This window comes from Dysgonomonas sp. ZJ279, from assembly GCF_011039205.1.
GTDB lineage: Bacteria > Bacteroidota > Bacteroidia > Bacteroidales > Dysgonomonadaceae > Dysgonomonas.
Genome location: NZ_JAAKEL010000019.1, coordinates 1 through 24,538, shown reverse-complemented (window position 1 = coordinate 24,538; position 24,538 = coordinate 1). Strand labels below are relative to the sequence as shown.

Below are 24,538 nucleotides of genomic sequence, written 5' to 3'. Positions count from 1 at the left end.
ATTGTTAGCACCATCATCAGAATTACCTCTTAAATAATCTAAGGATTTAGGTACTTTAACAAACCTTAAAAAGCTGTATCTAAAACGAACACCAATGTATTGAGCTAATTCACGTATAAAGCTGCCCATTATTTGAAATTTCCATAAAACTAATAATTTTCTCAAAATCTTTAACAAGAGAGTTCAAGTTTTCAGTGCTATACTCCGTCGTGTAATTATCAATTTGCAAGAATTTTATATTTCTTTTATCATTTCAAACTGCATACCTGTAATTCCAATATTTTTTGATTTTAAGAATTTAGTAATCGAACTACATGAAATATCAGTATTTATAATTTTTACAACATTATTTTCATTGAGTCTGACTATTTCTTTAAGCAGTAGTGATGCAACTCCTTTTCTTCTGTTTTGTTTGTCAACTGCTATTTGAGTAATATCTCCTGAAGTAGGTTCAAAAACGCAATATCCGATGAGTGAGTTTTCGATAAAAACTCCTATACTAACAAAGCCTTTGGCTGTCCTTTTGATGGAATCGAAACTATTTTGCCATGATGGACAAAAATCCCAAAAAGTAGATATTGAATTAAAATTCTCAATATTAATTTGTTGTATTGAATATGGAATGTCAGATGTTTTAAATTTTTTATCAATTAATTGATTTTTCTGTATAATATTATTGAAAAATCCAAATCTCACAATTTTTAAAACGAAATGTACATAAAAACACGCACGCACTAAAACAAACAAAGCCCCGAAAGGGGCTATATTATTGCACAAAATAAAATTTACTTCACAAACTTATACAACATCATATCGGTATAACTTGCACTCTTATTGATTGTAATATTCTGTGTATTCAATACTGAATTTTCAAACGGGTTACCAATACTTCGATTGTCTGCAAACCACTCACATAACTCAATTAATGAACTCTTATTCGAAGTAAAGAATACATAGTTAGAGCCTGTGAGAACGTTCAATACATCCAAATAATCCCGAAGCTTCCAATACTTGTCTGAGAGATAAGTTTTTGTGTCAGTTGATAGGTATGGAGGGTCAACTAAAAACAACACCCCCGGCACATCCTTGTATTGCTCATATAGTTGCTTGTAGTCACACCGAACGATCTCCAAGCCGCCAAGATACTCATCCGCGCTAAAGTCGTAGTCTGTGGCCTTAACATTATTGTATAACGTTTCTTTGTTCAGTTGTGAAAGACTAGTTACATACTGTGCAGAAAATAGGATAGATGATGACAATGTAACATAATCTACATATCCGGTTTTATCTGCTTTTTCAATACATTCAAGAACATGGGCCTTAGATTTATCGTCTAATTTCTTTTCTCTCGGATAATCTGATAATATCAATCTGATATCAGCCAATAATTTATTAGTACGATCTATATTTCTTAGTCTTTCGCTATAATTGTCAAAATCATTGTAGACGACCCTAGTATTAGTAAATATATTCTTTGCCGTATGTGATAGCAAACCACTACCTCCAAACAGATCGACTATTATACTCACTTCCTTATTAGCTTTGAGTTCCTGTAATGCGATTCCAAAACCATTTACAAATCTCCTTTTCTGTCCTTGAAAAGGTAGCGGTGCTACTTTGTAGCTTTTTTGTTTCTTAAATTCCATTTAATTTCTATTTAATTAGTGTTTAAAACTTATCTTTGTATTCTCACCACGTACAAAAAAAACGAAGCAACGTAACTAAAGGCATCAGCCCTCAGTTATGCGTTGCTTCGCATTTATTTTAACGAATACGTTAGTACGTGGTGAGATACTACTAACGACTGAGGGCTTATTTATCCCTCCTATTTTAATTACAAGAACGTACCAAAATTTCTACCAACGGCATCGCCTTTCGTGATTGATATAGTATTTAATTCGCTCAACTCACTAGCTGACTCGAATACACTTGTATTAATACTAACCGCCGTAACTTCATTTCTAACCTCTACATCATTAAAAACCGCTTTGGTTATAGACACACTCGAAACAGATGTGTCCGATATATCGGTTATAGGCGGCAATCCATTTTCATACTCTGCCATAATACTAAATTCTAATAGGGTTTAGCGTTGAAATATCAATGCGATACTGAACAAATGAACCATGTATTGTAAACGATGGAACGATCACGCCGCCATCACCGCCAGCCAGTGCGTAAAAATCATTATGACCAGAGGTCAAGTAATTACCATCAGCCCCGCGCTTCATTTCGTTGGCAAAGTCATTATTATTTTGCATCAGGCATCGCGTATCGTTCGGAACAACATCACACCAAAACGGTTTTTGCCTGTTAGTCCAAAATGCTTTGTCGGTTGCGTCACTTTCTGCATAGTTCTTATTCCAGCATCGGCGCAAATGGCAATTACCAGTAATAGCGAATGTCAATGTAGCACTAGTAACCAAGAATGAACCAAAACACGGATATACAACATTGTTATAAGTTACAGTTCCGCTTGTGTCATTTAAGTTATTCGGAGCAACGAAGTACCAATAATCAGCCTGTAAGTTCCCGCTGGTGATTAAACCGTCGGGTAAGTCATTCACAACGCGCATTTTGACCGTTTGCGCCCGCGCAAGGTCTAACACTTCAAATACTTGTACATTACCGCTAACAACAGCAAAAGAAGCCACACCAGCAACACCGATAAATGTATTATTACGAGTCGTTAATGAAGTCGAATAGGTCGAACCGTTATAGGTTATTGACGCGAATTGCTTATCGGACGAACGCACCAAATAAACCCAGCCCGCGCGAATAACAGTTACAGGCGTTGAGCCTATATCTCGCGTGCCATCACTTGTCACACCTAAATACATCGGTAAATTACCAAATATACCGACCTCGTTTATTTTGTTCTTACCACCCAGCCACATCACATTTGATTCTATATAACCGCTTGCCGCGTCTGTTATATCTACATTCGCGGGTAACTGTAACGAGTTTTCACCAACAAGTAAACCGCTGTTAGGATTTGCCGTACTGATCGAGGCTGGTTTATTTTTAGACAATGTAATCGGTATGCGTTCTATTCGGTTGATTGTGTGTCCTAGAATGATAAATAAACGTTCTTCAAAAAGATGAAAGATAGAACCTTTAATAATCGCACCCTCGATCGTCGATCCGTTATCGAACACCCAGCGCCCAACCTTATTGGTAATATCATAATCGGTCACACTTGGAACGGTCAAACCTTGCGCCTCGCATCTGCTAACAAAATCAGCACGTAACGTCGCCTCTGTATTTCCGATTAATGGCGTAAAACCCAACTCACCGCCTATTTTGAATCGGCATGAATCGAAGCCTTTATAACTTGTATTATAACTCGTTAAATCTGCTTGCGAAACAACAACGTCACATTTATTTACAATCGAAAGATTTGTAAATAATAATGTTTGTATCACCGTATTTGAAAATGTATTGTTTGTTCCGCGCGTACCAACAATACTACTTTGAATTTTGACAAGACATTTGGTTGCATTATTAACCGTTTTGTTAAAACCACTTTCAATCACACAATTGTCAAAGCGATATGTAACCGTTTGTGTTGCAGATACAAGATCGAGAGCGTTTAACGTTAAATCCTTAAACCGTATATGAGTGAAATTATCGGATATAAGCGAGAAGTTTATTTTTGTTGCGTGCATACCCATACCGATAAGATCGCGGTAATGACCATCACCACTTACAGCAAGACGCAAAAGATACTCACCGCCCGAAAGCAGATTACAAGTCTTACCGCCACCATTACCGACATTGAGGTGAGACACTGCAACGTGATAAGGATTATCGCGTGTACCTACACCACTTTTTGAGGTCGCTATCTGACTGAAATAGTAAATATATCTATAATCAACATCATAAATATTTAGCTGATCATAGTTTATATAGTAGTCTTTAAATTTATTATTCATAATCTTCTATTTTATCATTAACTACTATTTTATCAGTACTCAAAACCATCACTTCACAATTATCGAACAGTGCAACATTATATGTACGTTGATTTTCTGAAAAGACTTTTTGAAATTTCGGTGACTGATTGCGAAAAAACACATTGTCGTCTATCTCGAATGTATCTTGATCTTTGTTTATTGTATATATCATATCACATTGTTATTTTGCCAAACAGATAAAGAAACAAATCATTATCAATCGTTTGTCGGGTTACTGAAAATGTTACCAACGCGTTTGCTGGTATTTTAAAGTCAATCGTTTGGTTCACTGCAACGCTTTGAGAGACATTGTTTATTACCAAATCCAACGTATTTACATTGATACCAGCTATTTTATAGATGGTAAGTGCCTCTGCAAAGAACATACTCATTGTATTGTCTTCCATCCCGAAAGATATACGGCGCTCTAATTGCAGACTCGAGGCGGCATTTTCCAATTTTTTGAGGGCTTCACCTACAACCCTGTTAACTTCTGTGAGTGCATCACCTACAACCCTGTTAACTTCAGTGAGTGTATTGTCTAATTGCTGAGTCGTGGCGAAATTGCCTAAAACTTCATCCAGCCGATCAATGTTTTCGATTGGTATAGGCTCGTCTTTATGCCAATACGAATCAAGCCATGCGGCAAATTGAGCCGCCAAAGGTTTAGAGCCACGTGTAAACCAGTTTTTTATAGTATTTATATCCGTTGTTGCCATAATTAGGGTTTTTGATAGATCATATATTCCAAGTAATATTTTGTGCTGGCATTTGTTTGCGTCACATCAAAGCCAAACCGCACAGATTCAGCCATCCCAGTAGCATTTGAGAAACGGAACGACACCGCCGACAACAGATGCTCTTTAGTATTAAAATATAAATCACTATATGTATCATCGGTTTTTTGATACACATAAATATTGGCTATAACGCCAATCTTACCCAGTGCCAACTGTTTATTAATATTAATGCGCGGCCCAGACTGATTATAGACTAGTTCAACAAAGCCTTGTTGGAAAATTGACAGAACGCCAGCAGTAGCAGCAGAAACCATTTTACTTGTTGCTAAAACTTCACTATTCGACACGTTTGGATCGTCGGTCTTAGCATTCGGTAAATTACCAAGTCCTACTTGTGTTTTGGTTACTGCGTGCGGATTACTTTTATTTAAAACGTGAGTGGCAACCGCTTTACTCGTCGCTAAAATATTAGTATCGTTCACCGCTGGGTCGTCGGTCTTAGCGTTCGGCAAATTACCAAGTCCTACTTGTGTTTTGGTTACTCCGTGCGGATTACTTTTATTTAAAACGTGAGTGGCAACCGCTTTACTCGTCGCTAAAATATTAGTATCGTTCACCGCTGGGTCGTCGGTCTTAGCGTTCGGCAAATTACCAAGTCCTACTTGTGTTTTGGTTACTCCGTGCGGATTATCAACCCTAGCGAGGTGATTAGAGATTGTCAACAACGAATTTAAGCGGGTAAGGCTTGACCATGCAATCGCACCAGTTCCCGACCCGAATTGGGCAAAACGACTTATTTCTATTGCTTGTGATGTTGAGTCCTCAAAAATCAAAGTTTCTTTTAATTCCCGAATTACGAATGTTGTTTGTACTCCGGTAGATGAACCGGAAAAAGGCAACAATTCACCATTAACAATAATCCACCCCGCTGTAACATTTTGCCCCGAAACTATACAACCCGAAACTATAACATTATTACCAATCATGGCGGCTAAGCCTCCTGTTATTTCAGAATATGCGGATTGCATAAATTCGAGCGTTTGTTGATCAAATGGGGCACCACCTAGTTGTGAAAAATCATATTTTTTGTGCATATTAATATTCGTTTATTATAAATGTTTTAGTTGGTAATTTATACATCTCTACTATTGCTTCTAACTCAGCCTTATTGTATTGTAGGCCTTTAGGTACATTTACTATAAAATTGAACCGTTCGACACCAACTTCATCTCGTTTTCTTAAATATACCGGCTTGTTTTCTTCACGTTTATATATAAAAACAGGCTTGTTTTCACTCCGGGTATGTATATACAGTTGCCTGTTATATTTCCCACTGCTTATATAAATACGTCGGCCACCAAAATCAAAACGATCATTCAACGCTTTTTCAATGAAACACACCTGAGGTGTTATATTTAAGTGATACAAATTATCATCCCTATTGCGTTGGAATAAACTGTATATGTAACGGATAGGAGAAAGAAAAGCCTCTAAAAATGCCGTTACAGATGAAGTGCGAAAAATAATCGGCAACAATTGTTGTATTAGCCGTGAATAGTTTATAGTAAAATGTTTCATTGCAATATTTCGCTTTGTGCTATATAATTAATACTCAAATCGGCATCACTTATTTGAAAATAACCCGAATAAGGCTGATACTTCACAATTATATTTATCCAATTAAGTGCTCCATATTGATAAGCGGCATAGGATAAATGAGGTATAACAACACCATCAACTCTTTGTAGTGCATCAGTTAGAAACGCAAGTACCAACTCACCATTAAAAGGCAAGACTTTAAGATAAGCCCGAACGGCATCGGGAACCGGCGTAAAAGATGAGCCGTCCAAGCGTTGTCCGTTTGCATTCAGTACCAAAGGATTGTAATAAATGTCAAGTGATAACTTTAGTTTATCCGCCGTTGTACTTAATACTTCAATCTCTACGCCGGCATCGCCAACACGTTCCATATATTCAGAAAATGAAAGTTGTTCGTCATTATTTAAAGGGCCAAGGTTGTCGCCAACATCTTTCGCAACTTTTATTAATAATGGTTTGTCACCTCCCTGCTTGCGGACGGCGGCATACGATACTATTTTACTTTCATCAATTTGTTCCTGTGTTTTACCCTCGTTGTCGTATTGGTCATTATCAGGTAAAAGGTTAAAGCCAAATTGAAAAGCAAGGGCCATGTTGCGATACCACCGGGGTGAGTGAGGCTTAAGATTACTTATTATATCCGCCGTTTCTTGCCGATGTATATCGAAAAGAGTTTCAAGCGTCCATATTGCAAAGGCTACGATATAGAAAAAAATACTTTCTATTCTGACTCTTGGGAACCTTTCATCGAATGATTGCCCCGGTTGCAAATCATATAAGAACATTACGGCTGCATCGGCCATAAATATCTCAGTCATTTGCTGTTTAATTTCGCTTACTGTCCTTGCCATATTTTCAACTTACTATAAAATCATATTCAATTCGCCAAAACTCTATACCCTCCGGCCCTTTCTCTATTTCCGTGGCTGGGATGATACCTCTTACCCTGTAATAATTATATATACTTGCATCTATTGTCACGGGAGCCGTTATTGTTAATCCGGTTACTAATTCGCTGGTAATATCTATTCCATTAGCAATAGCCAATAAAAAAACAGATTCGGCCGAACCTCCCAACTGTATCGCTAAGTCTAAAACACATTGTTTTGCAACTACTTTAGTTTCCATCTTACAAATAATATTATTGCACCAATTACAATTATTATTGCAACTATCTTAATCACCCAATTACTAACCCCGGAATCTATTTTCTTTTCTAACATTGACTTTTTTAGTGTATCACTTCTTATTGTCGTTTTACCTTTATCAATATTCAACTTATTAGATAACTCCGATTTATTAGTATGAGTGGAATCATTAATTGACAGATCAGTAGCTTTGCTTATTTCTATTTCGTTTTCTTCCAAAAGTGGGGGTTTCCCTGTTTCGGGATTTATCGGCTTATCCGTGTCATACTTCTTTTGTTTAATATTTATATTAAGCCGTTCACTTAACACTTGTTTTATAGCACGCTCTATATTTTCATACAAATACCTATCATCCGATGACGTGATGTCATTATCTAAATGAATTTCCTTTTTTTCTGATAATTCGGCCTTGCTATTTTGAAAGGAGCGACAACCGGTAAATACAAAAAATAGAATCAGTATATAAAATAGTTGTTTCATTATGTAGTGTATTTAATATCATTTATTCGTCGCTTCCATCCTTTTTCAAAGCGTTTGTTTGCTGGACGACTTGCAACAATCTCATCTATAAATTTTATACGATCGGCTTTTATCAGATCGAAAAGCATTTTTTGATCGGGATAGTCATTTAGTGCGGATAATGTTTTATTTCCGACAAGACCATCAGCCACAACACCAAGTGATTTTTGCGGTCGTACAATACCATGCTTACCCGATGCCCACACCCAGTCAACAAGTATATTTGCCACTGATTGATTATTTATGCGGTCGGCTTTCCATCTATCCCAATAATGAGGTTTTAAAACTCCTTTAACCACATCATCAACGGTTAACAATTTCAGATCGTCGACATCTATATCGCCGTCGCCGTCTTTATCATAGCCTACTTGTCGCCATGTGGCAATCGTTACACCTTTATTTGTTGCGCCGCCCAAATCGACGGGATCATTAACAAAACCACCCTCCCAACTCAAAATAAATGGGGCTAATAATTCAACTTTCGCCATTATCTTCTTTTTTTTCTTCGTTTAGTAAAATATCACTTAATGTCACATTGTAATGCCGTTCGGCTTTGTTCACCATAATACGTTGAAAGGCTTTTGCAATTTTATTGTCGTTCTCTGAACTCCAATTCTCCGATATACTCCATAATTGGTAAAAGAGGAAAAAACCGACAACCGACCGAACGGCTAGATCAGAATCTTTTATTACATACATATCGGCATACTGAGCAACGATTATTGCGACTAAAGCAATAAGCATTGTTTTCATTATTTTGAACTTGTATTCACTTTTAAATTTACCGTCCGATCGATCGGGGTGCTTTTGGTGTACCCTACGGGCCAAACACAAAGCCGCATATATATCTATTACCGTCAATATTAGGCACGGGATAAAAAACGGGATAGAAGACTCAAAAGCAACTAATAAGCCGCCCGCGATGCTTATAATATATTGCCATATTTTGGCAATCAAATGTGATACTGCATGATTAAATATTCTTACCATTATCTACTTTCTCCATTAATAATTGTATCTATTTGCTCCTTTATGTCTTCATATCTTACTCCGACACGTTCTAATCCTATTTCGACGGCTTTTTTTATCTTTTCTCTATCAAAGCGAGCGCGTATCATTTGTTCGAGATTAACACCCGCAATAGGGTCTTCTTTTAGTTCACCTTGATTGATAGATAGAACCGTGAACGCATCCTGTATTGTACAGTCTGCTATCTTTAGTGTGCCATTGGCAACTGTAAGCTCATTTTCATTGTCAAGTAATATACCTCTACTCATCAGTGTGTTATTATTTTATTTTCTATATCGCTTACCTCTGTTTTTGTTAAGTCTCTGATAGTTGGAGGAATCACAAAGGAGGTTGTCGGGCCTTGTGGGTGTTGGTGATTATGCGATTTGTAATCACTTAATAAGGAATTAAACGCCGTTTCAATAACATTTAATTTATCCGTCAATTCTTTGATCTTGGCCAGCCCCAAATTTTCACCACCATTAAATACAATTTTTGTTCCGGTTATCTCAACTAACTCAACCTCCTCGGCATTGATAAGGAATGTTACCACTTCTTGCCCGTCAATTATACCAATAAGGCAAATCGTGCCTACTTTGGGTTTTATATCAATATATCCGAATCCAAGAATTATATCTAAATAGTCTGAGTCGTCCGCCGTTCCTTTGGCATCCATGGTTTTATTTTCCCAATCCACCGAAATACATTCAACATAGCGCATTTGTGCTTGTTTTGCCCCATTTACCCTTTCTTTTATAGCTTCTGTGAGCCTATCAATTGCATCCATATCAAATAGATTTATTACCGAGTGTAATTTCTTGTCTAATACCACCGGGCGAAAATGTTTTAACTACTTTATCAATATAGTATGTACCCTCAATATTTTTATAAAAGAGGCTTTTAAGATTCACGCGCATACCATGCTCAATCCGTGGAATACCAAATAGAGTAATCGTACCGTCAAATCCTTTGGCCTTTTGCTGCTCAATAATTCTCCGGGCGCGTATCTCTATTTCTGCTCTTGTCAGATACGGCCAATTTCGTATTTGAACTGTGCCGAATTTATCACCTTGTTCAAACGTTATGTATTTGCCATCGCGTTGAAGTGATCTAAAGCGTACAAGTATTTTTTCATCGGCTTTGGCTTTTCGGTTCAAGTTTTCACTAACAGCATTTCTCTCTAACAGTATGTTGACAGTATCACCGCCTTGCGAATTGCCATCAACTGAATGCAGTACCTTACCAATAAAATAGGTATAGATACCTAGTTCTTTTTTTAGGTTTTCCAATATTTCAATAGGAGCAACATTTGTATATTTCACCGTTCCAAGTGGTACATCGGGGCATTCTATTTTATAGCCGGGGGCGATTATCTCTAACAACTGTTTTAAAGTTGTGCCCTTTCTGCTGACTGTAACCGAACCACGTTTAAGTTTGAACATTTCATCTTCACATTTGAGACGGTATGGTACACCGTCGGCAACATCTGAAATGTAGCCCTCAAATTCTATCGGTATTTCTCCGGCATCATATCCAAATTTTATTTGAATGGGGTCGCCCAGCTCAAAAAGTCGATCGGCTTCAATTCGGTTAAAATCGCGGACATTTCGAGGGAGCACAATTTCGGCAATACCTGTAAAATCTTTCCATCCTTTCTCTACCCGAATTTCAGATACACGTTTAAATCCGAATCCAACGCGCCCGCGTGATTCTGTGAATGTGATATCGGCGGCCATGGTTAAGGCACTCATACATTATAAAATTCAATAGGTTCATCACTTAGAGCCTCTATCTGAAAAGGAATAGCATTCCAACGCCCCACAATAGGTTGGATTGATAAGGATTCTATCACAATATTATAAATGCCTTTACCCCTAAATATAGAACCCTGCACACCAATAGAGTCACTTACATTGGACCATCTTACCAATGTTTCAATTTGCTCTTTAGCCGTTGGGCCGCTACCGTTCCTTCTGTTCATGGCAATACCTCTGATCGTTATTCTCCAATCGCCTATGCCATAAAGTTCTTTTACACTTCCTGTACTACCTAACACCTCTGTTTTGGTTAGATTAGCATCGCGCGAAAATTCAACAATACACGAATACGGTAGCGTATAGTCGCCATGCCTCCCTTTTTCTACTGCACCGGTTATACGGTTATACATATTATACTCTCCACCCTCAAAAATTATAGACCCGAAAACAGGTGTGCCAAATTCCGACATCACTCCCTCCGGTTCTTCTTCCGGCAAAAGTTCAATATTAGGATAGTCGGGAGCATAATAATGTGATTTAGTACCCCACGGAATATATATCGGACTGTTTATTCCGAAAATGTTCCGTATTGCATCAGCAACGAATAGGGCCTTGTTTCTTTGTTCTCCTGTCATATTATTATTTATATAGCGGCTAAACCATCCGATAACTTATCACATATCTGTTGTGCTACATCTTGTGCGGAATCGCGTTCACTTCCCGAAAATGTATTTCGCATATTTACAGTCATATTTATTACTTTGCCGGAACCCGAACCACCACCGCCCGATAGCTTAACCCCATCTTTATCATCCTTAGCACCTTTTATACCTTTAGTTCCTCCACTACTAACTTTTGCATCGCTTGTTTTTCCTTGCTGGAAAATAGCAAGCGGACCAATTGCTTTTTGTGATTCGCCTGTATTTCCTTGCTGAACAATAACAATAGGTTCTATCGTTGGTGATTCAAATATGTTTCTTATAGGTGTGGAATCGGGGTCGGCATTATTTACCTTTTGCATGGAATCAGTTTCCGGGCTTGTTAGATTTAGACTTTCCCTAAGTTTGATAATAGCGTTTGCACCATCACCCGCTAAATCACCCAAGCCGGGAACATTGCTTAGCAACTCCAACATTTGTTGGATAGGATAAAGGATAAAATCAAATATCACGATACCTATTCTCTTTATTGCTCCTAGAATACCATCAGATTCAAAAGCCGCCACAACACTATCCCAATTACGTTGGATTGTCATTATTAAATTGACAAACATCCCTATTGGCCCGGATAGCATTAATAACGTTGCGCCGAACTCGTTGTAATTCTCAATAGCTACATATATAATACTGACTAATGCTCCAATAGCTAATATTATTAGGCCTACCGGGTTGGCATCCATAGCGATATTAAGAAGCCATTGAGCGGCGGTTTGCAGATGTGTTACAATTGTTAGGCTTTTGACAAATACAATAAGTTGACTTATGCCGGATGTTGCAGCGGCTAGGTTGGCTATTGTAAATGCGACTGTTCCAAGTCCTGTGACAAAGGGCGTAATACTACCGGCAACATCAAAAAAACTAATCTTAAGATCGTTAATCCAAGCCGTCATGCGTCCAATTTTTTCACTGGTACTTTCCATCACGATAGCGGCACTTTCTGTTGCTGCATTTGTGCCGGTTATTTTCTTGGTCATTTCTTCTTGCGCGTCAATACTGTCGAGTAAAGCCATTGCCGACTTTTCATTTTCAATACCGAATATTTGGGCAATAAGAGTAGCATCGCCTTGTGCTTTTTTCAGTTCGCGCAATCGTTCTGTAAATGGAAGTGTTTTATTAGATACTATATCATAGTCAACCCCTAATTGCTGTAATTTCTCCCGTGCTTTACGTGGAATAATATCTAACCCACCCATTTTCCCAAGAACATTTCGCAAACCAACACCGGCTTCGCTCCCTTTACTCCCGGCTTGTGCCAATGCCTGTAATGCCGAGTTTGTTTCTTCAAATGATAAATTGGCATTCTTTGCTGCAATACCCGAATTTTTCAAAGCCTCGGCCGTATCTGAAACTTCTGAGGCACCCTCATTACCAGCCGCGGCCATAACATGCATCATGCGGGTCATTTCGGCGGCTGCATTTTGAGGGTTAGTAAGATCAACGCCAAATTGAAGCATAGATGTAGTTAAGGCATCCATTGCCCCCACGGCATCATTTTTCATTAATTTACTAAGTGTCGAAACATTATCACCCATAGAGGCCATTGCATCATTATCCTTTGCAATATCGGGTCCAAATCTCGCAATAATTGCTCCGAAACTTTCCAATTGGGCCGAGGCATCACCACCATAAATCAAGGCTAGTTCGCGGGCACTATCACCGAGTTTGTTCATTTCCTCGTCGGCCATCTGGGTAATGGATTGTACTTCTTTCATTTGTACTTCAAAATCCATACCCGGTTGCATAAGTTGCTCAAACTGATTAACCAAATCTTTTATCGCATCGGCCGAGGCTCTTAAATCCATTGCCGACAACTTCTTTATTTCATCGTTGGCACCATTAGCGGCTTTTCCAATATCTTCAACGGCTTCCGATGCTTCGTTAGCGGCATCCGTCACACCATCTACCGGCGATGATATTTCGTCGATAAACTTAGCTACCCATTGTGTTATTATTGTGCCCATCTAATATAATTTTAGTCGCTTTAAGTATCGCTTCTAATGTTGCTGTTACGGCGATTTCCCTGTCTAATTCTTTTAAAAACCTATATTTTGCATAGAAGTTACACCACTCCTCCTCGCTCAACTTATTGGGGTCTATATTGAATGTTTGTTTTATAACTAAATCAATTTGCCCGATATCGTTTTCTTTGAATGATGTATAGGCATCTTCTATGCTTTCGTAAAATCGCTGGAGCCTTGCTTCATTATTTTACCCAACTCGCCCATTAAGCGAGAATAAACAATACCGTCATCCAAACAATCAAGATCGCCCCCGACAACCATATTCTTAATTAGTATATCATTTGATTTTGTAATGTCATTTTTATTGGCCGATACTGCTGATATTATTTCTTTGTTGGGCCGGCGGATAATAAACTGATAGGATTCGTTCTCGTCAATTATTACATTTACAATGTACAAGTGCCTGTATTTGGCTTTTAACTCGTCAAACTTTTCTTGTGGAATCTTAAGGCCGACGACGGTTAATGGTGCAACCGCCAACGCTGCGACACTTTCTTTCGGGTGTAAACAAATTGTTTCGACGGCTGTATCAATTAGTCCGGTTCCCGCGAACATATCCACGGCAATAAAGGATAATACGGCAAAGAATGCCATTAAAATAAATCTTTTCATTTTCTTTTGTTTTTGATTATTGAATTTTGTTTTTACTTACTATTTATTTGGGAATTGTATTAAATCACATTCCACATGATATGTGATACTATAAGATTGAATTTTGTCGCAATCGTTTTGTCGCCTTGCTTCACGGCAACACTCTTTTCGGTAAACTCACAATTGCGAATACGATCTTTGTAAATCATACCCTCATATTCATAGCTTATCGCAATGTCAAAAGGCGCAATATCAGTTATTCTTTTGCCGGGAGGTAGTGATTGTTGCAGTGCAACAACTTCTTCCAAGTATAATGTTATTGCGGATTTTGCGTCATAGTTACCAACACCGCGACCGATGGGAAACATACCAGCCCCACGAGCATTTTCTTTTTCTACACTATCGTCGTATTCAAGTTCTATTATACCCTCAATGTCACGCCCCAGCATTGTTACTGTTACGTTATTCCATCCGGCCATTTGGCCGAACTTATTAATTAATGATACTTGCATATTTGTTAAATTGATTTAGTGAAACCAAGGTCGATTTCAAATTCATGTACAATACCGTCCGCCACCAATTGAATACGGATATTAAAAGGTTTATCGGAGATTGCCGCTTGTTTTGGGTTAATAAATATGTCAAAATCTGCAATGTTGCGTGCTGTCACCATTGGCTCTAATGCCCTACGTACACGTCCGTCCCAATCTGTAATGGTGGTATTTCTGATTAATCCGGTAGTTGCGTCTGACTGAACTTTCGATCTTACACGAGGTAACAATGTATTTCTAACAATACGCGCCGCTTTGTTCCATATAGCGTTGCGTTCTATATAACAATAGTCATCATCACTTTTAGTACATGTGTGTGAGTTCGATAAGAAACAGCCGCCATATCCCGGAAAATAACCAGCATAGATATACCCTAATTCATCTAGTTTTTTTTGATCGGGGCCAGATATCGAACTAAACAAACGACCGTTACTTAAAGCCGCTGATAACCAACGACCCGCCCTTGCATCAGTTAGTGGATAATCTTGTTGTGCCTTACGGGCACGAGGTTTATTCTCAATGTCAACCGAACCTAAATTCTCATGCACATAGCGGGCTAACAACATACCAAGAGCACTACCAACACCGGCATGATATTTATAGGTTATATCTTGTGCGGCAATAGTTGGGTCTTGTGCCCAAATGAGAGAAACATTAGGACAATCCAAAATTCGCAAATCTGCATTGTCTGAAATACTTTCTGCTAGGTAAGAACCTTTACCCTCTAACAACACGGCATCAATATATATAAAGTCATTCGCGAAATTATCAACTAATAGCTGCATGCCCTGTGCCGCTATACCGGCTTCTTCGTCATCGGTTAATCCGGCTACTGCAATAGTGTTTATATCTTCGATAGAACGTAATGCCGGGATAAAGTCGGGCAATGATTTTAGTTCGCTAACCTTGGTTGCTATTGGTACTACAATTAAGTGTACACGTGTTTCGGGAGACAGTCTGAAAATCTCACTGATATGGTAATGAGAAAGTAATTTATTAGCTGAATCACTTTCTGCTGTAATACCTATACTTTCGGCATCCTCTATTTGCAATAGTTCATAAGCCCGGTATAGTTCTAACTTACCAGCTATTGCCGCTCCACCTACGACCAATACTGCGACCCGTTCGGAGGGTTGTCCCCCCGAAAGTCCGCCGTTTAGTTTATTTACTTGTGCGCCTATGAAAGTCATTTCTTAGCTTTTTTAGGTGATTTTTTACTCTTTGCTCCAGCTACTTCAATTGCTTGAACAATGGCCGAGCGCAAGTCATCGTCTGATGTTGTTTCGTCAAATACTATATCCAAAGTATTACTTGTTACAAATGCTTCAAGCTGCATTCTGTCCAGTTCGCCAAGATCAAACGTTGCGCCATCGTCCTTACGAAACATTTCAACATCTAATTCTTTACCGCTCCTGTTTTTTGCTGCATGGTTTTTCGCATCGGCCTCACAAAAAAAGGCTTGACCGTCGGATGTAACAAATACTTTATCTGTATTTGGATAGCGTTTGAAAACACTTTCCGAAATAGTCTTTAAATTTAATTTTGCCATAATTTAAATTGTATTTAAATGTGATTTAACCGTTGTCAGATACAATGGCACCAAAGCCATAATCCACAACACGATTTACAAGACCATAAGTTTGTAATCTAAATTCAGAAGTCGGGTCTGCATTTCGTGTGTCCTCTGTTTCCGACTTATACAGGATTTTCATACCTTCAATATGATAGATTGCATTAGGAGCATAGAAGAACAAAGAGCCTTGTTGATCACCGGTAACCATAACCGCATTTTTAGCCTTTTTCTCTGTATCCGAATTAAATACAGGGGCTTGGTTGTTTTCAAAGAATTTGAAGCCCATTACATTTCTTACTGCACCGGTGGTAGCATCAAAGAATATATTTTTATCTGCAAAATATTGAGCCGAATCACGATCAAGAATAAGGTCTGTACGGTGTTGGTTATTCAAGATCATAAACAATTGATTTTGATCAGGCAAATTTAATCCTTTGACTATCTCCAAATACTCCACAAGGTCTTTAAACAATAAACGTTTACGCCCATTTGTTACTCCACCTGTTGTGCGAACGACCGGCATATTGGCATTTTTGTCGTCGTCAGGGCATAATTTCCACATCACATGGTCACGTAATCCCATTTTCATGGTATCCGCATGCTTTGTTCGCACAACATTACGTTTGTCGTAAAGTAGGTAACGTATTTCTGCATCATCCACGGCTGTTGGGTCTGTATCGTATTTTTCCCATGCAACAAACGTCTTTTCACCCGTCATTCTTTGAGGTGTAAACTCAGCCGTATTGTCTACGAAAAAGTTAACATTGTTGATTAGCTTATTAAACCGAATCCCGTCGGCCGTCAAAGCCTGTTTTGGTGCACCGGGCAAAACGCCAATAAAGTCGTCTTTGAAATTTTTGAACTCTGCTAAGAGTTGCGGGGCAACAAATTGATTAAGCCATTGCCCGTTTGAAGTTGTACTCATATTATATTATTTGAATTATAAGAGTTATTTATTACTTTTTGAGAGAGGCATTATACAAAGCAATAAATGCTTCGGGGTCGTTTTTTTCAAGTTCGGCTAACGCGTCCGGGTCCTCATCTTGCAACTCTGCAAATGTTTTACCTTCATAGGTTGACTTACCACTTTCAGCCGATGATGTAGTTACATTTACTTTTTTCACCGGAGATAATCCAGTCAAAGATGCATTGGCGGTATCAAAATCGGCATTAAGCATTTTTTCCCAGTTCGCACGCATGTCTGCTGTGATGCGCTTGTCTCCGATTGCTTTTTCCAAAGTGGCTTTTATTTTAACCTCTTTGTCCGCTTTTGCCTTTTGCTCATTAACCAACTGCAACGCCTGTAAATCTTCTTGCGCTTTCTTTCCTTTCGCAATAGCGGCGTTAATTTCCACCTCTGTTGCACTTTCGGGCAAACCGAGGTTAAGTGCCATCGTTTTTAAATCCATTTCGTTTACTTCTTTTTTGTTATTTATAATTGGAATTTTGGACTCAGGGCAACCGCATGCCGATATTAAGGCGGTTGTTTCCGCGTCGATTTTTGCTTTTTCTTTTACAATGGTTATAAAACCGTTTGCCTTAGCCTCCTTAGCTGTAAGCCACCAGTCACCGATCTCCCATTGTTTATTTAGTTCGGCTTTATCGGTCGCTTTAGTTGTGTATAAGTCAATATATTGAGATTCAATATTTTTCAAAAGTTTTAGATACGATTCTATTTTTGCTGCTGTACCTCCGGTATATCCGGCCGGCTTATGAATCATAAACATGCCATTTTCGGGCATAGTGAATGTTTCGCATACCATTGCAATACGCGTATAAGCGGAAGCAACGAGCGCACCACCCTCGCCCGTTACTTTGCCTGTAAATACACTTTTAATAATATTGACTATTTCCTCCGCATCAAAACAAGACCCACCGGGACCGTTAAGATATAAATGGGCGTCTGTAATGCCTTGTTGAGCAATAGCGTCTATACGAGCGCGAAATAACTCGCAATCAGTATCCCACCCGATTGTTCCGGTTATGCGTATTAAGGCCGTTTGAGCCTGTGTCGATGCGTGGATATTAAAGGGTATTTTTTCCATTTACATAATGATTGTATTTGTTGTATTGTGCACTTCCTGTGCTATTGTTTATGCAAAGATTATCATTGAATAAGTTCCTGTAAAATAGTTATGTAACCCTTGCATTTATTCTTTTAGAACATGCTCAAAACAGGCATCTTTGTTTAAAATTCAATAGTCAATGGATAAGAAAAAAGGCAAAACAGATAAGCCGGATTACAGCAAATTAAGGCGTTCGGCCTATGAGCTCGTCGTTGAGCAAGGCAAAACACAAAAGGAAGCGGCCTCTTTATTGGGTGTTACTGAAAAAAGTATGTCAGAATGGGCAATGGATGGTAAATGGAAAGAAGCCCGAAAAACAAGGCAATCGGCGGCAAGTACGGCCCGCGAAAACATTCAACGCATCATAAGCCTATTATCTGAAAAACGATTGACCCTCGAATATCAGATAAACGACGCAATTGATAATAGTGATAAAGATTTAGAATTGAGACTCCGAAAAGAAGCAAATCAAATTTCTAATGATATGTCTTATCAAAACAAAGCTATGGCAGAACTCAACAAAGAAAAGGGAGCAACGCTTGGTCTATATGTAGATGTTTTCGATGATATATTCACCGCCTTGCGTTCCTACAATTTTGATTTATTCGAGAAAACTATTGATTTTCAAACGTTGCATTTGCGACGAAAAAGTAATGAACTAGGCTAATGGCTACACAAAAGAAAAGAGATAAGGACAAGGTCGACGAATATTTGAAGCGATTGGATATTGCACGCACGGCTACAACTGTGAATGCCTTTGAATCCCTCGCCGATAAGATGAACCGCATACAACGGGCTAAAACGGATGTGAAGTACATGGTCGAAACTTACTTACCTCATTATGCCACGGCCGAAAGTGCAGCCTTTCAACTTGAATTTGCTAATATGGTAGCACGCGACCCATTATTTAAAGGTTTTGCAGAATGGGGGCGAGGCCTTGCAAAATCGGTGTGGTGTAATGTGATTATACCGCTTTGGTTATGGATTCGTGGAGAAGATGTATTTTTTTGCCTTATGTCTGATAGTAAAGAGAGAGCCGAGGAACTGCTTTCAGATGTACAAGCAGAATTGGAGGGAAACCCACTTTTAATTTCTGACTTTGGAGAACAAAAATGTGAGGGTGATTGGACGGTTGGAAATTTCAAAACAATAGATCAGCGATTTATTGGTATGGCATTCGGTACAAAAAAGAAAGTGCGGGGTATTCGTGTAAAACAACGTCGCCCGACTCTTTGGGTAATTGATGACTTGGAAACGCCCGACACGATATCTAATCATAAACGGATGCGTAAACAAGCCGAAATAATAGAGCGTGATATTATACCGACAATGACAGGACATCATCGCCGTGTATTATATGCAAATAATAAGTTTGCACGGGTAATGACACAAACTATATTACAGGAAAAACACCCTCATTGGAAAGTGCATCAGGTTAAAGCCTATAATAAGGTTACACACAAACCGGCATGGAAGTATTACACGGCTCAATATTATAAGGAGCAAGAGCAGGATATGGGCTTGCCAGCGGCTTATGCTGAATATCTACACGAAACAAAACTAGAGGGTAAAAATTTTAGCGAGGATGATATTCAATGGGCGGAATTGCCCGATTGGCTTGATTTCAAAATGATCATTGTTCATTGGGATATTGCATATACTGATAATGATACAAGTGATTATAATGCAGTTAAAGCATGGGGTGTATGCAAGAATAACAAGTTTTGGAAAATAGACTGCTTTGTCAAACAAGCAAAAATGAAACTCCCATGCGATTGGATGTGTGAGTTTAAAAAGTCTTTACCAATAGGCGTCAATGTCTTATTTCAATATGAGTCACAATTTTGGAATGAAGAAGTACAACGTAACATCGATGAGGCCGAGGACCGAAACGATGTTACTCTAAACATGATGAAAGTAGATACACCCAAAGTCAACAAATTGGGTCGTATGCTTACCATGGTACCGTATTATAAAAACGGACGTATTTATTACAATATCAGGCTTAAAAGCCACAACGACACACAAGTTGCCGTAATGCAATTATGCGCCGTCGAGGAGGGCAGCACTGAGCACGACGATAGCCCCGATGCTGATAGAGAGGCATTATCTGCACTCGAAAAATACGTTGCTCCAGTTCGTAAAACAAAACCCGGTGATAAAACATATCGCACGGGCCGCATGAAACATAAATACAATATGCCATGAGGTACTTAGAAAAAGAAGATATAGTAGAAGTTATTCAAGAAAGACTTTTAGACGAGAGTTTGCAGTTGGATGATAATATACTTACAGGATTGGAAGAAAAGGCGATTGCTTTTGCTACTTCGTATATATCCGGAAGATATAAAACATCAGAAATATTTGGCGACCCGATTTTAAGGCATGCAGTTTTAGTGCAAGCCATTGCAATGATTGTTGTATATCGCGCCGTTCGCCGTAATGCCGCACGTAAAGTCCCCGACGATTACACTGACATCTATAAAGAGGCGAAAGAAATATTGAAGAACATACAAAGTGGGGCGCAAACCTTAGATGGTTTACCCGAAATAACCAGCGACTCCGGTTCTACGGCTAAACTCATGTATGGAAACACTACTAATGATGATTTTTTTATTTGATACAATATGAATATAATTGATAAAGCGTCCACATGGATATTATCCAAGGCCAGCAACTTATATGTTTTTAATGAATACCACAAGCGATCTATTGGTAAAAAGATAGATTATACCCGCCAAGCATCTAACATGTCACGTAAAGAGATAAGGGATTGGTCTAACGCTATCATGGCGGCTACTGACCCCGACAATCCCAGACTTGGTGGTTGGTTGCGATTTCGGCAAAATATGTCGCTAGACGGCCATTTGATGAGTTGTATCGAAAACCGCATCATGCCTGTACAATGCGCCCCTTTTAAATTGGTTGATAGCGATAATAATGAGGATATTCAAGCTAAAAAACTGCTCGAAAGACCGTGGTACCTCGAAATTGCAAAACATATTTTATCATATACATTCGACGGGGTTAAACTTATTGAAATGTACGATATAAACGAAAAGGGCGAACTAGCGAGAGTGTCAGAAATTCCGCAATCTAATTTCATACCTCAAAAGGGTATTATCATAGATAAAGAATATGACACTGAAGGTACAAGTTACAAAGAGGGCGTTTATAAAAACTATTACTTTCAAGTTGGCGGCGATTGGGAACTTGGAATATTATCGGGGCTAGCAACGGTTGTTATTGCTAAAAAATTAGGCCTTGGTTCGTGGATGTCCTATATAGATAAATTCGGGGTACCTCCTATTTTTGCTATTACAGATCGAATGGATTCGACAAGGCGTGATGAACTTTTTGAAATGCTCGAAAATTTCCGAATGAATCATTTTGCAGTTCTACAAGGCAATGAGAAAATAGAAACGCCCCAAGGTTACAATGTGGATGCACATAATACTTTTAAGTCGCTTATGTCTGACATTTGCGATAAAGAAATAAGCAAGCGTATTCTTGGTAGTTCGGGTCTTACAGATGAAAAGTCTTTTGTCGGTGCCGCCGAGGTTCAAGAACGTATTTTGCAGTATCGTTACAAAGTTGATAAACTAATTTTCAAATACTATTTTAATTCAGAGGTAATGCCGCGGCTTGTTAAACTTAGCCCTGTTTATGCTCCATTGGCAAACCTTACTTTTGAATATGATGAGAGCGAAACTTTATCAATGAAAGAAGTATTGGAAGCGGTGGGTACACTATCTCAATATTTTGAATTTAATGTTGAAGAACTTGTCAAAATTACAGGTTTACCAATTACAAAATTAAAGGCCGCTATAGGGCAAGTGCCCCCGGAACCGGAAGACCCCAAAACCGACGACACTCAAAAAAAAAAGAGTAAGGTAAATAGTTTTTCGTCATTAGCCCCTTACGCATGGATGGCTCCTCCTTTGGAGGGCGTGGGGCTTATTTATGCCGCCACATGGGATAATGCTATCAATGATTTGATAGAACAAATACGACGGGGCGAAATCAAGCCGGAAGAACTAAATAAGGATTTTATCCTTAAGACATACGACCGATTGAATAAGGCCGCGCAAAATGGATATGGTAAGGATTACTATACTGATGAGATCGCCCGCAAGATACGTGAGAACTTATTAAGATTTTCAGCCACTAAAACCCATGTGCAACAAAATGAAGTACAAACGCTGAGTGATTCGATAGATAGTAAAAAACTATATGAACAGGAAGCAAAGAAATACCTAGACCTGCAAAACGGGCAATATCTAAATGTACAGGCGGCATGGTCGGCACGTTCGGCACAAGCGGCCCGGCAGTTCCAAGATTGGATTTTAGACAAGGATATTTACCAGCGTGTAAAATTCCGTACAATGAACGATAAAGATGTACGCCCGGCGCATTTTGCGTTGGAGGGTATGGTTGTCGACATCGACGACCCTTTCTTAGATGAACACATGACGCCGCTAGACCCTAATTGTCGTTGTTGGTGGGAGCAAACACGCGAGGTATTAACCAATTTCACACCCGACTATACACCCGACCCGCAATGGTCAGGTAATCCGGGAAAGACCGGCGAGATATTCAACGATAATAATAGTTATAATGAAAAAGTAGAAAGTAAAGAAGTACGTCTCGAAATTCGCAAACAAGCAGAACTCACAAAAGCATATTTACCCTATAACAAAGTCATGAAATCCGGTGATAATAATGTTTATATTAACGACTTTGCCGATGTATCAGATTTAGAACAAAATATTGAAGCCGCACGCAAGTTAGCTAAAGAAATGGGTAAGGATATTTTTATTCGTCATCACATAGAAGGCGGAATTGTTAACGGACAAAAGAATCCGGAACTTGCAATCGGAAAAAGTAAAATGTTAGGTGATCTGAAAACTTTCGACGGAGAGAGTAGCTTTGTGAACTTCATTAAGAATAGATTGAAAAGTGCAAACAAACAAGGTGCACATTATGCTATACTTGATCTAAGTAAACAAAACGATTTTTCAGAACTAAAACGATTGTTAGCTGGTAGCCTTGGTACTCAAAATACCAATATACAAAGAGTGGTTATTATTAATGGAGATAAAGTTGCCGAGATTACACGCAAACAAATTACATCGGGTGATTTTTCGGCTTTGGAAAAGATAAAAGAAAATGAGCAATAAACTTAGGGGCTTATTGCTCATTTTGGAGATTCTCAGTCCTTGCGGGCTTTGAACCGTTTGAATTACAAATGTAATGCTTAATATAACTAATAACAAGCATTTTAAGGAATATTTTCAGAATGTCAAAATTAAACAAAGTACCCAATTTTAAATTGACGGCCAAGAACATCATCCGCCAACGACCAAGAATGGTCGCTATTGAGTCGCAAAAGTTCTTCAAAGAAAGTTTTGTTAAGGGTGGATTTACAGACGATGTGTTTCATCAGTGGTTAGATAGAAAAAGCCCATTAGGTGGTAAAAAGGTACTGATAGGCGGCCAAGGTAGCAATACAATGAATCTAATGCAGAGTGTCCGCCCTTTAGAGGTAAGTGAAAAAAAAGTGCGCGTTGGTTCCGATCTTGAATATTCCGAAATACACAACGATGGTGGAATTATAACAGTCACTGCCAAGATGAAAAAATTCTGGTGGGCTAAATATTTTCAATTTGCTGGTAGCATCAAGAAAACAAAGGGTGGTAAGACTTCAAACTCGGCAAAAAATCAACGCTTAAATGCTAAGGCCGAATATTGCCGGAACATGGCCCTTATGGAAGTTGGTAGTAAAATTAAGATGCCAAAGAGACAATACATCGGTGAAAGCAAAACTCTATTCAAGCAATTTGAAGATTGGTTTGCATCCGAAACTGAAAAACTGAAATGATATTTAATTGATATTTAAACGCTGTTTAATTGACAAACAAATAAATTAATATTATGCAATATTGGACTGAATTATATAAAGAAATAGCCGATAAAATTAAAGGTAATTTACAAGAGGTAAGACACGTTGACCTTTGGCATGATCAGGTAAGTTTTTTAGCTGAAGAACTACCTTTTGATACACCCGCCATATTTATTGGATTTTCTACTGTTAATATTGACGACATGGGTACACTTGTACAGGAATGCGTGTATAATATAATTGAAAAGTAGTCCACTAAAATAATTGAAAAGTATACCACCGGTTAAGTAAAATCCGCTAGAGCTTCTAATAAAGCCCTGCATTTTACTAACAAATATTAACATTATAAATTCCTTTGTGTATGAAACACTAACACAGAGGGTAAAAT

30 protein-coding genes are annotated in these 24,538 nt (G+C 38.6%); 6 read left to right on the top strand and 24 right to left on the bottom strand.

Features of this window, described 5'->3' with window-relative positions; all coding sequences use genetic code 11:
• Window positions 1–234 precede the first annotated feature (234 nt).
• The 24 genes from G7Y57_RS14540 to G7Y57_RS14425 form a co-directional block, all read right to left on the bottom strand.
• Window positions 235–696, bottom strand: coding sequence for a GNAT family N-acetyltransferase (locus G7Y57_RS14540; protein ID WP_255491472.1), 462 nt, complete (start codon window positions 694–696; stop codon window positions 235–237).
• A gap of 89 nt (window positions 697–785) precedes the next feature.
• The gene (locus tag G7Y57_RS14535) at window positions 786–1,646 is read right to left on the bottom strand and encodes a DNA adenine methylase (RefSeq protein WP_165025678.1); all 861 of its coding nucleotides are present in this window, start codon (window positions 1,644–1,646) and stop codon (window positions 786–788) included.
• Between the two features lie 188 nt (window positions 1,647–1,834).
• Complete coding sequence (locus G7Y57_RS14530; protein ID WP_165025676.1) at window positions 1,835–2,065, bottom strand: hypothetical protein; 231 nt, start codon at window positions 2,063–2,065, stop codon at window positions 1,835–1,837.
• A 4-nt stretch (window positions 2,066–2,069) separates the two neighbouring features.
• Window positions 2,070–3,935: a hypothetical protein gene (locus tag G7Y57_RS14525; protein WP_165025674.1), complete on the bottom strand. Its 1,866-nt coding sequence runs from the start codon at window positions 3,933–3,935 to the stop codon at window positions 2,070–2,072.
• Window positions 3,928–4,128 carry a hypothetical protein gene (locus G7Y57_RS14520; protein ID WP_165025672.1) on the bottom strand — a complete coding sequence of 67 codons (201 nt, stop codon included), beginning with the start codon at window positions 4,126–4,128 and terminating at the stop codon, window positions 3,928–3,930. The genes G7Y57_RS14525 and G7Y57_RS14520 overlap by 8 nt, the downstream gene beginning before the upstream one ends.
• Window position 4,129: 1 nt before the next feature.
• A complete protein-coding gene (locus G7Y57_RS14515; protein WP_165025670.1) occupies window positions 4,130–4,675 on the bottom strand; it encodes a hypothetical protein in 546 nt (181 codons plus the stop codon).
• A 2-nt stretch (window positions 4,676–4,677) separates the two neighbouring features.
• Window positions 4,678–5,790: a hypothetical protein gene (locus G7Y57_RS14510; protein WP_165025606.1), complete on the bottom strand. Its 1,113-nt coding sequence runs from the start codon at window positions 5,788–5,790 to the stop codon at window positions 4,678–4,680.
• A 1-nt stretch (window position 5,791) separates the two neighbouring features.
• Window positions 5,792–6,274 carry a hypothetical protein gene (locus tag G7Y57_RS14505; protein WP_165025667.1) on the bottom strand — a complete coding sequence of 161 codons (483 nt, stop codon included), beginning with the start codon at window positions 6,272–6,274 and terminating at the stop codon, window positions 5,792–5,794.
• Window positions 6,271–7,146: a nucleotidyltransferase gene (locus G7Y57_RS14500; protein ID WP_165025665.1), complete on the bottom strand. Its 876-nt coding sequence runs from the start codon at window positions 7,144–7,146 to the stop codon at window positions 6,271–6,273. The genes G7Y57_RS14505 and G7Y57_RS14500 overlap by 4 nt, the downstream gene beginning before the upstream one ends.
• Before the next feature lie 4 nt (window positions 7,147–7,150).
• A complete protein-coding gene (locus tag G7Y57_RS14495; RefSeq protein ID WP_165025662.1) occupies window positions 7,151–7,423 on the bottom strand; it encodes a LysM domain-containing protein in 273 nt (90 codons plus the stop codon).
• Entirely contained in the window at window positions 7,408–7,923 is a 516-nt protein-coding gene (locus G7Y57_RS14490) for a hypothetical protein (RefSeq protein WP_165025659.1), read from the bottom strand. Before G7Y57_RS14490 ends, G7Y57_RS14495 begins: the two co-directional genes overlap by 16 nt.
• The gene (locus G7Y57_RS14485; protein ID WP_165025656.1) at window positions 7,923–8,450 is read right to left on the bottom strand and encodes a glycoside hydrolase family 108 protein; all 528 of its coding nucleotides are present in this window, start codon (window positions 8,448–8,450) and stop codon (window positions 7,923–7,925) included. The genes G7Y57_RS14490 and G7Y57_RS14485 overlap by 1 nt, the downstream gene beginning before the upstream one ends.
• The gene (locus G7Y57_RS14480) at window positions 8,437–8,952 is read right to left on the bottom strand and encodes a phage holin family protein (RefSeq protein ID WP_165025653.1); all 516 of its coding nucleotides are present in this window, start codon (window positions 8,950–8,952) and stop codon (window positions 8,437–8,439) included. Before G7Y57_RS14480 ends, G7Y57_RS14485 begins: the two co-directional genes overlap by 14 nt.
• On the bottom strand, window positions 8,952–9,239 hold the full coding sequence (locus G7Y57_RS14475) for a hypothetical protein (RefSeq protein ID WP_165025651.1): 288 nt from the start codon (window positions 9,237–9,239) through the stop codon (window positions 8,952–8,954). Before G7Y57_RS14475 ends, G7Y57_RS14480 begins: the two co-directional genes overlap by 1 nt.
• Window positions 9,239–9,757, bottom strand: coding sequence for a hypothetical protein (locus G7Y57_RS14470; RefSeq protein ID WP_165025648.1), 519 nt, complete (start codon window positions 9,755–9,757; stop codon window positions 9,239–9,241). The genes G7Y57_RS14475 and G7Y57_RS14470 overlap by 1 nt, the downstream gene beginning before the upstream one ends.
• Window position 9,758: 1 nt before the next feature.
• Complete coding sequence (locus tag G7Y57_RS14465; protein ID WP_165025646.1) at window positions 9,759–10,721, bottom strand: hypothetical protein; 963 nt, start codon at window positions 10,719–10,721, stop codon at window positions 9,759–9,761.
• Window positions 10,718–11,362: a DUF6046 domain-containing protein gene (locus G7Y57_RS14460; RefSeq protein ID WP_165025643.1), complete on the bottom strand. Its 645-nt coding sequence runs from the start codon at window positions 11,360–11,362 to the stop codon at window positions 10,718–10,720. Before G7Y57_RS14460 ends, G7Y57_RS14465 begins: the two co-directional genes overlap by 4 nt.
• 8 nt (window positions 11,363–11,370) lie before the next feature.
• Window positions 11,371–13,407, bottom strand: coding sequence for a phage tail tape measure protein (locus G7Y57_RS14455; RefSeq protein ID WP_165025640.1), 2,037 nt, complete (start codon window positions 13,405–13,407; stop codon window positions 11,371–11,373).
• A 207-nt stretch (window positions 13,408–13,614) separates the two neighbouring features.
• On the bottom strand, window positions 13,615–14,061 hold the full coding sequence (locus G7Y57_RS14450; protein ID WP_165025637.1) for a hypothetical protein: 447 nt from the start codon (window positions 14,059–14,061) through the stop codon (window positions 13,615–13,617).
• A 77-nt stretch (window positions 14,062–14,138) separates the two neighbouring features.
• Entirely contained in the window at window positions 14,139–14,570 is a 432-nt protein-coding gene (locus G7Y57_RS14445; RefSeq protein ID WP_165025635.1) for a hypothetical protein, read from the bottom strand.
• A gap of 5 nt (window positions 14,571–14,575) precedes the next feature.
• The gene (locus G7Y57_RS14440; RefSeq protein WP_165025632.1) at window positions 14,576–15,799 is read right to left on the bottom strand and encodes a DUF2586 family protein; all 1,224 of its coding nucleotides are present in this window, start codon (window positions 15,797–15,799) and stop codon (window positions 14,576–14,578) included.
• A complete protein-coding gene (locus G7Y57_RS14435; protein WP_165025629.1) occupies window positions 15,796–16,158 on the bottom strand; it encodes a hypothetical protein in 363 nt (120 codons plus the stop codon). Before G7Y57_RS14435 ends, G7Y57_RS14440 begins: the two co-directional genes overlap by 4 nt.
• Before the next feature lie 25 nt (window positions 16,159–16,183).
• Window positions 16,184–17,107: a hypothetical protein gene (locus tag G7Y57_RS14430; RefSeq protein WP_165025626.1), complete on the bottom strand. Its 924-nt coding sequence runs from the start codon at window positions 17,105–17,107 to the stop codon at window positions 16,184–16,186.
• Window positions 17,108–17,138: 31 nt separating this feature from the next.
• Window positions 17,139–18,227, bottom strand: coding sequence for a Clp protease ClpP (locus G7Y57_RS14425; RefSeq protein WP_165025625.1), 1,089 nt, complete (start codon window positions 18,225–18,227; stop codon window positions 17,139–17,141).
• A 160-nt stretch (window positions 18,228–18,387) separates the two neighbouring features.
• Here G7Y57_RS14425 and G7Y57_RS14420 point away from each other — a divergent pair, with 160 nt between their 5' ends.
• From G7Y57_RS14420 to G7Y57_RS14395, 6 genes are all read left to right on the top strand, one after another.
• On the top strand, window positions 18,388–18,915 hold the full coding sequence (locus G7Y57_RS14420) for a hypothetical protein (RefSeq protein WP_165025622.1): 528 nt from the start codon (window positions 18,388–18,390) through the stop codon (window positions 18,913–18,915).
• Window positions 18,915–20,456, top strand: coding sequence for a hypothetical protein (locus G7Y57_RS14415; RefSeq protein ID WP_165025620.1), 1,542 nt, complete (start codon window positions 18,915–18,917; stop codon window positions 20,454–20,456). Before G7Y57_RS14420 ends, G7Y57_RS14415 begins: the two co-directional genes overlap by 1 nt.
• Entirely contained in the window at window positions 20,453–20,869 is a 417-nt protein-coding gene (locus tag G7Y57_RS14410; protein WP_165025617.1) for a phage protein Gp36 family protein, read from the top strand. The genes G7Y57_RS14415 and G7Y57_RS14410 overlap by 4 nt, the downstream gene beginning before the upstream one ends.
• A 6-nt stretch (window positions 20,870–20,875) precedes the next feature.
• Entirely contained in the window at window positions 20,876–23,428 is a 2,553-nt protein-coding gene (locus tag G7Y57_RS14405) for a DUF935 family protein (protein ID WP_165025614.1), read from the top strand.
• Window positions 23,429–23,547: 119 nt separating this feature from the next.
• Window positions 23,548–24,129, top strand: a complete 582-nt coding sequence (locus G7Y57_RS14400) for a hypothetical protein (protein ID WP_165025611.1) — start codon at window positions 23,548–23,550, stop codon at window positions 24,127–24,129.
• 53 nt (window positions 24,130–24,182) lie between these two features.
• Entirely contained in the window at window positions 24,183–24,401 is a 219-nt protein-coding gene (locus tag G7Y57_RS14395; RefSeq protein WP_165025609.1) for a hypothetical protein, read from the top strand.
• The last annotated feature ends 137 nt before the right edge of the window (window positions 24,402–24,538 follow it).